Below are 8,374 nucleotides of genomic sequence, written 5' to 3'. Positions count from 1 at the left end.
CCGACGGGAGAGGGGCTTTGGCTTTTCCCTTCTCCCCTCGGGAGAAGGTGCCCCGCAAGGGGCGGATGAGGGTGCGGGCGATGCACCAAGTTTTGGGGTATCGCGCGGCTCCGTACCCTCACCCCAACCCCTCTACCGAGGGGAGAGGGGCTTCAGATCATCGCGCCGACGCGCCCGCTCTTGCCAATCCCCAATTCCAATTCCCCCACTCAAGCCCTCGCCAACTCCGCCGATAACCCGGCAAGTCTCCCCGCGCCCCAGGCCCGTTATGACCGCCATCGCCCCCAGTTCCTCGATCGCGCTGTCCGGCATGCGCGCCGCGACGTCCGGCTTGCAGGTGCGCGCCAACAACATCGCCAATCTCGCCACCGAGGGCTTCCAGCGTTCGGTACCGGTCAATCAGGCCACCGCCGGCGGTGGCGTGGTCGGGCAGGTGCAGCAGGCCGGTGGGCCGGGCAGCGATCTGGTCGACGACATGGTCGGTACGCTGACCGAGCGCACCGCGTTCCAGGCCAATGCGCGCGTGCTGCGCGCGGCCGACGACAGCATCGGCAGCCTGCTCGACGTGCTCGCGTAAGCCGTCGCCGACGCGTTGCGTTCCCGCAACGCAACATCGCCGCGATCACGCGGCTATGCGATTTTCCGCACCGATCCTCGGCACAGCGCACAAGACGCTGCGGCGCGCGCAGCGCAGGATGCGACGATCGCATTGCATCGGGGACGGTAGATGGATCGGAGAGATTTCCTGCGTCAGGGCCTGGCCGTCGGCGCGGTTGCTGGCGTGGAAGCGCTGGCCGGGCGTGCCGCCGCGGCACCCACAGCGACCAGCGCCGCGCGTGCGCCTGCACCGCCGCAACTGCAGCCGCTGGCGGCCGACGCGCTGGCCGGGCACACCCTGCAATGCCGTTTCGTCGAAGCGGGCGCGACCTGGGAGGTCTACGAAGACCTGCGCCAGCCCGACGGCGATCTGACCCTGCGCGGGCCGGGCGGGGCGCTGGTGCTGGGCAAGCGCACCGAAGCGGTGTTCCCTGCCGCGCAGGCGCCGTATTTCGGCATGGCCCTGGCCGAGGTGGCGATGGCCGATGCCGACCTGCTCGCCGACCGCCTGCTGCGCGATGGCGACCCGCGCGCCGACGAGGTGCGCGACGTGGCGCCGCCGCCGGCCTCGCAACTGGATCCCAAGGACTACAACGGGCGCCTGCCGTGGACCACCTTCGTCGGTACCCGCGAGTGCGCCGACACCATGCCGGTGTACCCGGACGGGCGCACCCGCTGTTATCGCGCCATCCAGGCGTTCCCGGAACTGGGCAAGGACGAGTTGGTGCGGCGCCGCAGCGAAGGCCTGCTCGGCGGCTGGATGCCGGCGGTGCGCAAGGTGGTGCCGGCCGGTGAGGGCCGCTACTACGACATCCTGCTGTTCGCCGACGTGCTGGCCGAGGACCGCTTCGTGGTGCAGACCTGGCACCGCAGCGCGCTGGTCGAGCATGGCAAGGTCAGCAAGGTCGTGTACGGCTACAGCTATCCCGACTACCCGCCGCGGCGCGGCCCGCGCAGCGCCGAGGATTTCTACCGCGGCCTGCTCGCCTTCGCCGGCTACTGGCAGGCGCAGCTCGCCGACACCGTGCAGGCGCAGACTCCGGATGCGAGCTGGCGCGACATGGCGCGCTTCGCCTTCGCCCGCGAACTGGTGGTGCGTCCGGGCGGCACCTATCCCAAGTACGGTGCGGTGGACCGCGACTATTACGGCAACGAGTACGACGGCTTCCAGGACACCTTCACCAGTTCGCTGTACGCCAACCTGGAGTGGGGCCGCTTCGCCCAGGCCGCGGCGGTGCTGGACGGGTATTTCAGCGATTTCGTGCAGGCCGACGGCATGGTCAACATGCGTGGCCCGGAGACCGGCCAGTTCGGGCTGACCCTGTCGCTGCTGGCGCGCTACCTGCGCTACACCGGCGATGCCGCGCTGCTGCGCAAGCACCGCGACAAGATCGCCGCCACCGCGCAGGTGCTGGTCGAACTGCACGACGCCAGCCTGCGCCTGCCGGCATCGGCACCGGGGCATGGCCTGCTCCACGGCTGGAACGAATCCGATGCCTGCCTGTTCCCCGATCCGCAGGTGTGGTGGAAGCCGTACTACGCCAACAGCGCGCTGACGGTGCGTGGCTGGCAGGACCTGGCCGCGGTGTGGCCCGGCATCGCCGGGCCCGGCGGGCAGGCCGCCGCGGCGCAATGGCAGCGCCGTGCGCAGCAACTGTCCACGCAATTGCTGCGCACGCTGCGTGGCAACATCCGTCGCGATCTGCAGCCCCCGTACATTGGCCCGCTGCCAGGGGTGAAACTGACGTTCCGCCAGTCGCTGCAGCAGGAACATCCCAGCGAGCAGGGCTGGCCACACCGCGCCTATGCCGAACTGCTGCAGGCCGACGTGCTGCCTGACGACCTGGCGCACCTGGTGATCGACTGCGTGCGCGGCCACGGCGGCACCAGCCTCGGTGTGGTCGGCAACATCACCGCGCCGACCCCGGAGGCGCGCGACCTGCTTGGTTTCATCTCCTACGGCTACGCGCAGCAGTTGCTGCGCCTGGACCGGATCGAGGAATACCTGCTGTTCCTGTACGCGCATCGCTTCCACGTGCATACCCGAGGCAGCTGGACGGCGGGCGAGGTCACCGGCATCACCGGCGGCATGCCGCTGTTCTGCATCCCCGCGCAGTTGACCATTCCGCTGCTGCTGCGCTGGATGCTGGTGTTCGAGGACAGCGCCGGCGAGGAACTGTTCCTGGCGCGGGCGGTGCCGCGCGACTGGCTGGGCAGTGGCGAGACGATCGCGATCGACGCCGCGCCGACGCGCTGGGGCAGGGTGTTGCTGGCGCTGCGCGGGAATCCGACGCGCAAGCGCATCGACGGCCGCGTGACGCTGCCGGCGCAGCGGCCGGCACGCACCTGGCTGACCCTGCGCGTGCCGGCCGGCACCCGCCTGCAGGAGGTGCAACTGGACGGGCAGCCGGCGGCGCTGTCCGGGCCGCGCAACGAGCGCGTACTGGTGCCGGCCGGCAGCGCGGCGACGGTGGCGATTTCGGCCGTCTACGGCTGAGTGGCGAAAAAGTCGGAAACGTCCCGCCGGTCCGCGGGGCAGTGCGGTATTCCGCACGTTTTCCCGATAAATACGACAAGACGCCGCGCGCGTCCTACGCGCACATTGTGACCGTGCAGTGAATGTCCAGGGGGAGATTCGTTGCACGTCACCGGGGACGCAGCGCATGGGTCGTGCGCGTCGCCGTGCAGGCGGCGTCGGGATCGTCCCATCCGATGGCGCATGCGTGGACACGTCCGTTTTCGTATCCGCCACACGCGCTGGCGACGGGGCGGCCGCCTGGGGAAGGGCGGCGTTCCGGCGAACGCCAGGCTGCCGCTCAGGAGATTTCCGATGCCGTCTTTGCTCGAACGCGTTGCGCCGCTGCTCCCGTGTTCCTGGTGCGCCGCGCCGCAGCCCGGTCCGCTGGCCGCGGCCATCTGCACCGCCCTGGCCCTGCTCGCGCCGGCAGCGCAGGCGCAGGATGCGCAGACCCAGGACACCCAGGCGACCACGCTGGAACGCGTCAGCGTCACCGGCAGCCATCTGCGCCGGGTGGATGCGGAAACCGCCAGCCCGGTCATCACCATCGACCGCCAGCGCATCGAGGACAGCGGCCAGGACACCCTCGGCCAGTTGCTGCAGCAACTGCCGGCGATGGCCGGCAACATGCCCAACGTCGCGCTCAACTCCGGCTTCAGCCACGGTCGCGCGCTGGTGTCGCTGCGCAACCTCGGCCCCGAGCGCACCCTGGTGCTGGTCAACGGCCATCGCATGGCCGGGCCGGCCAGCAGCGTCGCCGCTGCGCCCGGCGTGGACGTCAACGCGATTCCGGCGGCCATGGTCGAGCGCATCGAGGTGCTCACCGACGGCGCCTCGTCGGTGTACGGCTCCGACGCCATCGCCGGCGTGGTCAACATCATCCTCAAGGACAAGTACGATGGCTTCGCCGCCACCGCCGACTACGGCCTGAGCACCCACGGCGACGGCAACCGGCGCTCGCTCGGCCTAGAGTGGGGCAAGACCTGGGACCGCGGCGGGCTGATCCTGGGCGTGAGCCGCAGCTCGATGAACGCGCTGTACGACAGCGATCGCGACTACGCGCGCACCGCGCAGAACTATCTCAACGGCCAGGTGGTGGAGCGCCGCGGCAACGGCACCCGCGCCTTCCTGCGCAATGGCAGCGTGCTGACGCCCAATGCCGACCTGGCGCCGGGCCAGGTCACCGCGAGCGACTTCCATACCTACAGCCAGGCGGTGGAAGGCTACAACTCCTACACCGGGCAGTACCTGATCACCCCGGTGCAGCGCACCAACGCCTCTGCGCACGCCACGTTCGATTTCACCCCGAACGTGCAGGGCTACCTGGACATGTTCTGGACCCGCAGCGAGACCACCTCGCAGCTCACCGCCTACGGCCTGGAACTGCCCAACGCCGCGAAGAACTACTACAACCCCTTCGGCGCTCAGCTCAGCCGCTACCTGCTGCGTTCGGTGCCGGCCAACACCCGCGTCTACACCTCGACGATGTACCAGACCAATATCGTCGCCGGCTTGCGCGGCAAGTTCGGCGACAGCAGTTGGCAGTGGGATGCGGCGGCCGGCTACGCGCACTACAAGGACACCCTGGTGCGCAACGGCTTCTCCATCACCTCGGCGCTCAACAACGCGGTGGGTGCCTCGTTCCGCGACACCGACGGCACCATCAAGTGCGGTACGCCCGGCAACGTCATCGCCGGCTGTACCCCGATCAACGTGTTCAACCCGGACGATCCGGCCACCATCGCCGGCATCAAGGCCACCCAGAGCGCGGTCGACCTGATCGACGAGAGCACGATGAAGTTCGCCGAGGCCAGCGTCAACGGCGACCTGTTCGCGATGCCGGCCGGAGCGGTGCAGGCCGCGTTCGGCCTGTCGTTCCGCAAGAACGGCTTCTCGCAGGGCACCAGCAACCCGGTGGCGGCGGCCGATGCGGACGGCAACTGCGACTACAACGACGGTTGCATCATGAACCAGGGCCACGACGAGACCATCAAGGAGGCGTATGCCGAAGTGCTGGTACCGCTGCTCAAGGGCGTGACCGGCGCGCAGGCGCTCAACCTCAACCTGGGCACGCGCTACTCGCGCTACGACTACTGGGGCAGCACCACCAACAGCAAGGTGGCGCTGGAATGGCGGCCGATCGACAACCTGCTGATCCGCGCCACCGGCTCGCAGGTGTTCCGCGCGCCGGCGCTGGGCGATCTGTACGGCTCCCCGTTCAACGGCGTGGTCGACGACGCCGGCACCTATACCGATCCGTGCAACGGCTACACCGGCGGCGGCAATCCCGCGGCCTGCGCCAACGTGCCGACCAACGGCAGCTTCGTCAACAGCTCGTCCTTCACCGTGCTCACCACCGGCTCGGCCAACGCCGGCTTTGCGATCAAGCCCGAGCAGGGCCGCTCCTACAACATCGGCGCGGTGTACGACCCGGGCTGGGCCGAGGGTCTGTCGCTGAACCTGGACAGCTGGCGCGTCACCCTGGACGACATGATCAACGGCACCGGCCTGGATCAGGTGCTGCAGAACTGCTACGACGGCCAGAGCGCCTATTGCCCGCTGATCAAGCGCGGTCCCACCGGGCAACTGGTCAGCGTCACCGTGCCGTTCGCGATCAACAGCGGCAAGGTCGACATCCGCGGCGACGACGTCGGCATCAAGTACGCCTTGCCGGAGACGGCGTGGGGTCGCTTCCGTGCGGACGTCGATGCCACCTACCTGTCCAGCTACAAATTCAGCGGCGATCCGCACAACTATGTGGGCGAACAATCCAGCTACGGCAACATGCCGCGCTGGCGCGCCAACTTCACCCTCGACTGGGACAACGGCCCCTGGCACGCGAGCTGGAACACGCGGCTGATCGGGCGCACCAGCGTCGGCAGCGCCTACGAGGACTTCTGCGTCAACACCGCCGCCGACGGCAGTTGCGTGTACTTCCCGGTCGGCACGGTGACCTATCACGACGCCAGCGTGAGCCGGAAGTTCGAGAGCCTGCATACCACCCTGGCGCTGGGCGTGAACAACCTCGGCAATCGCACGCCGCCGCGCTACTACGGTTATGCCAGCGCCGCCAACACCGATGCGTTCACCTACGACACGCTGGGGCGTTACTTCTGGGCGCGGATCAGGACCGAGTTTTGAGTCGCACGTCTGCACCCGGTGGCGCCGCATCGCGCGTGCGGCGCGGCGCCGTCGCTCTCCTGGTTGGGCTGTCGTTCGCTGCGACTGCGGTGGCGGCGTCAGCCGCCGTCGGCGACCTCGACCGCGACGGCGAAGGCCTGCAGCCCAGCAATGCCGCGATCGGCATGCCGCACTTCAAGGGTGATGCGCATCCCTTGCCGGATAGCGGCGTGGCGTTCGCGCCGGGGCAGGGGCAGGGCCAGTTGCAGCGGGTGTTCGCCGCCGACCTGGCGGCGGGTGCCGGTCGCGCGCCCGGCCGCGATTTCTGGATCGACCGTCTGCTGGCGCGGCAGGGCACCGGCGGCGGTTTCGGCGACAGCAACAACTGGCTGTTCACCCGCGGCCGCGCCTCCTACCTGTACACGCACAAGCCGGAGGAGCCTGGCTTCGTCGGCGACGTGGCCTACGTGCACAAGACCGGCCACGACGCGCTGTTCCGCCTGCAACTGGAGCGCGACGGCGTGCCGATCGCGCTGGTCGAGGACAGCGCGCAGCGGCGGCAGACGCCGAGCTATTTCAGCAGCGCGTATGCCGGAGGCGGCGTGCGCCTGCAACTGGTCAAGTTCATCAGCGAACAGAACGTGGCGGTGGCCGAGCTCACCGTGTCCAGCACCGACGGCGCGGCGCATGCACTGACCGTGCGTGCGGTCTCGCCGATGGCCACGCATCCCGACAGCGCCGAGTTGACCGGCGCCTTCGTCACCCATAACGCCATCACCACGCTGTTCCCGCGGCTCTCCGGCGACGGCTTCGCGGTCGATGGTGCAAGCATCGCGCGGCCACTGGTGGTGCCGGCGCACGGCGCCGCGCCGACGCTGAAGGTGCAACTGGGGCTGACCGCGCGCGAGCTGCCTGCCTCGCTGCAGGAATACCGGCGCATCGCCGCGCAGTCGCCGCAGCAGGCGTATCGCGACCACGTCGTCGCCTACAACCTCTGGTGGGCCGACAACCTGCCGTACCTGGACACGCCCGAGGACAATCTCGACAAGACCCTGTTCTACCGCTGGTGGCTGCTGCGCTTCAATTTCCTGGACGCGGCGGTGCCCGGCAACGACTACCAGTTCCCGGTGGCGATCGAAGGCGTGCTCGGCTACGACAACGCCATCGTGCTCACCACCGGCATGTTCATCGACGACCTCAAGTACCTGCGCGATCCGCTCTACGCCTACGGCTCCTGGTTCGGCGCCGGCGAGACCGCCGGCGGCGGCAAGTACGTGGACAATCCCGGCGCGCCGGAGAACTGGTCCAATTCCTACGCGCAGTACCTCAGCGCTGCCGCCTGGCGCGCCTACCAGGTGCACGGCGGTCCGCCGGCGATCGCCGGGCAACTGGCGCGTTACGCCAGCGACGACGTGGACGCGCTGCTGCGCGCCTACGACCGCAACGGCAACGGCCTGATCGAATACGACTGGGCGGCGATGACCGGCAACGACGCCGACGCGGTGTCCTTCGACTGGGCCAAGCGGCATGGCGCGCCGCGCATGGACCGCAGCGAGAGCGCGTACGTGTACGCCAATGCGCTGGCCGCCGCGCAGGCCGCGCAGTTGGCCGGCGATGCCACCACCGCCACGCGCATGCAGGCGCTGGCGGCGAAGATCCGCCGCGCCGTGCTGGACGTGCTGTGGCAGGACCACAGTGCACAGGCCGACGGCATGGGCCTGCACGGCGACCTGCTCAAGCAGCGCCAGGCCGATGGGCCGCGCCTGCCGGTGGACTGGAAGGAAACCAACAACTACTACCCCTTCAGTGTCGGCCTGATGCCCAGGCACGGCGATGCCGACGACGACCCCAAGTACGTGCGCGCGCTGCGTCTGTTCGCCGATGCGCGGCAGTTCCCGCTGTTTCCGTTCTACACCGCCAACCAGGCCGACGCGCAGGCGCGCGGCGCCGACGGCAGCAACAATTTCTCGGTGATCAATTCCACCGTGGCGTTCCGCCTGCTCGGCAGCGTGTTGCGCGATTACCCGAGCCCGTACCTCGATGCGTCCAGCTACCGCAAGCTGCTGTACTGGAACGCGTGGGCGCACTACATCGACGGCGACAACCGCTACCCGGACCAGAACGAATTCTGGGCGCAGG

At 69.1% G+C, this 8,374-nt stretch carries 4 protein-coding genes; all 4 read left to right on the top strand.

Annotation, left to right across the window (positions count from 1 at the left end; genetic code table 11):
- Nucleotides 1-268 precede the first annotated feature (268 nt).
- On the top strand, nucleotides 269-577 hold the full coding sequence (locus tag D183_RS0112800) for a flagellar basal body protein (RefSeq protein ID WP_017909344.1): 309 nt from the start codon (nucleotides 269-271) through the stop codon (nucleotides 575-577).
- Between the two features lie 150 nt (nucleotides 578-727).
- Complete coding sequence (locus D183_RS0112795; protein WP_017909343.1) at nucleotides 728-3,094, top strand: hypothetical protein; 2,367 nt, start codon at nucleotides 728-730, stop codon at nucleotides 3,092-3,094.
- Nucleotides 3,095-3,427: 333 nt separating this feature from the next.
- Complete coding sequence (locus tag D183_RS0112790; RefSeq protein ID WP_088033185.1) at nucleotides 3,428-6,256, top strand: TonB-dependent receptor; 2,829 nt, start codon at nucleotides 3,428-3,430, stop codon at nucleotides 6,254-6,256.
- A gap of 164 nt (nucleotides 6,257-6,420) precedes the next feature.
- The coding region (locus D183_RS27505) for an MGH1-like glycoside hydrolase domain-containing protein (protein WP_441365881.1) at nucleotides 6,421-8,374 on the top strand (1,954 nt) is incomplete at its 3' end.

It is taken from the genome of Xanthomonas sp. SHU 199 (genome assembly GCF_000364665.1).
In the GTDB taxonomy this organism is placed as follows: Bacteria; Pseudomonadota; Gammaproteobacteria; order Xanthomonadales; family Xanthomonadaceae; genus Xanthomonas_A; species Xanthomonas_A sontii.
The sequence above is the reverse complement of the archived record's forward strand: the minus strand, read 5'-3'. Positions and strand labels throughout refer to the sequence as shown.

Bases quoted from the DNA above. Each gene is read 5' to 3' on its own strand.
- D183_RS0112795 (WP_017909343.1), top strand. From the start codon at position 728: ATGGATCGGAGAGATTTCCTGCGTCAGGGCCTGGCCGTCGGCGCGGTT.
- D183_RS0112800 (WP_017909344.1), top strand. From the start codon at position 269: ATGACCGCCATCGCCCCCAGTTCCTCGATCGCGCTGTCCGGCATGCGC.
- D183_RS0112790 (WP_088033185.1), top strand. From the start codon at position 3,428: ATGCCGTCTTTGCTCGAACGCGTTGCGCCGCTGCTCCCGTGTTCCTGG.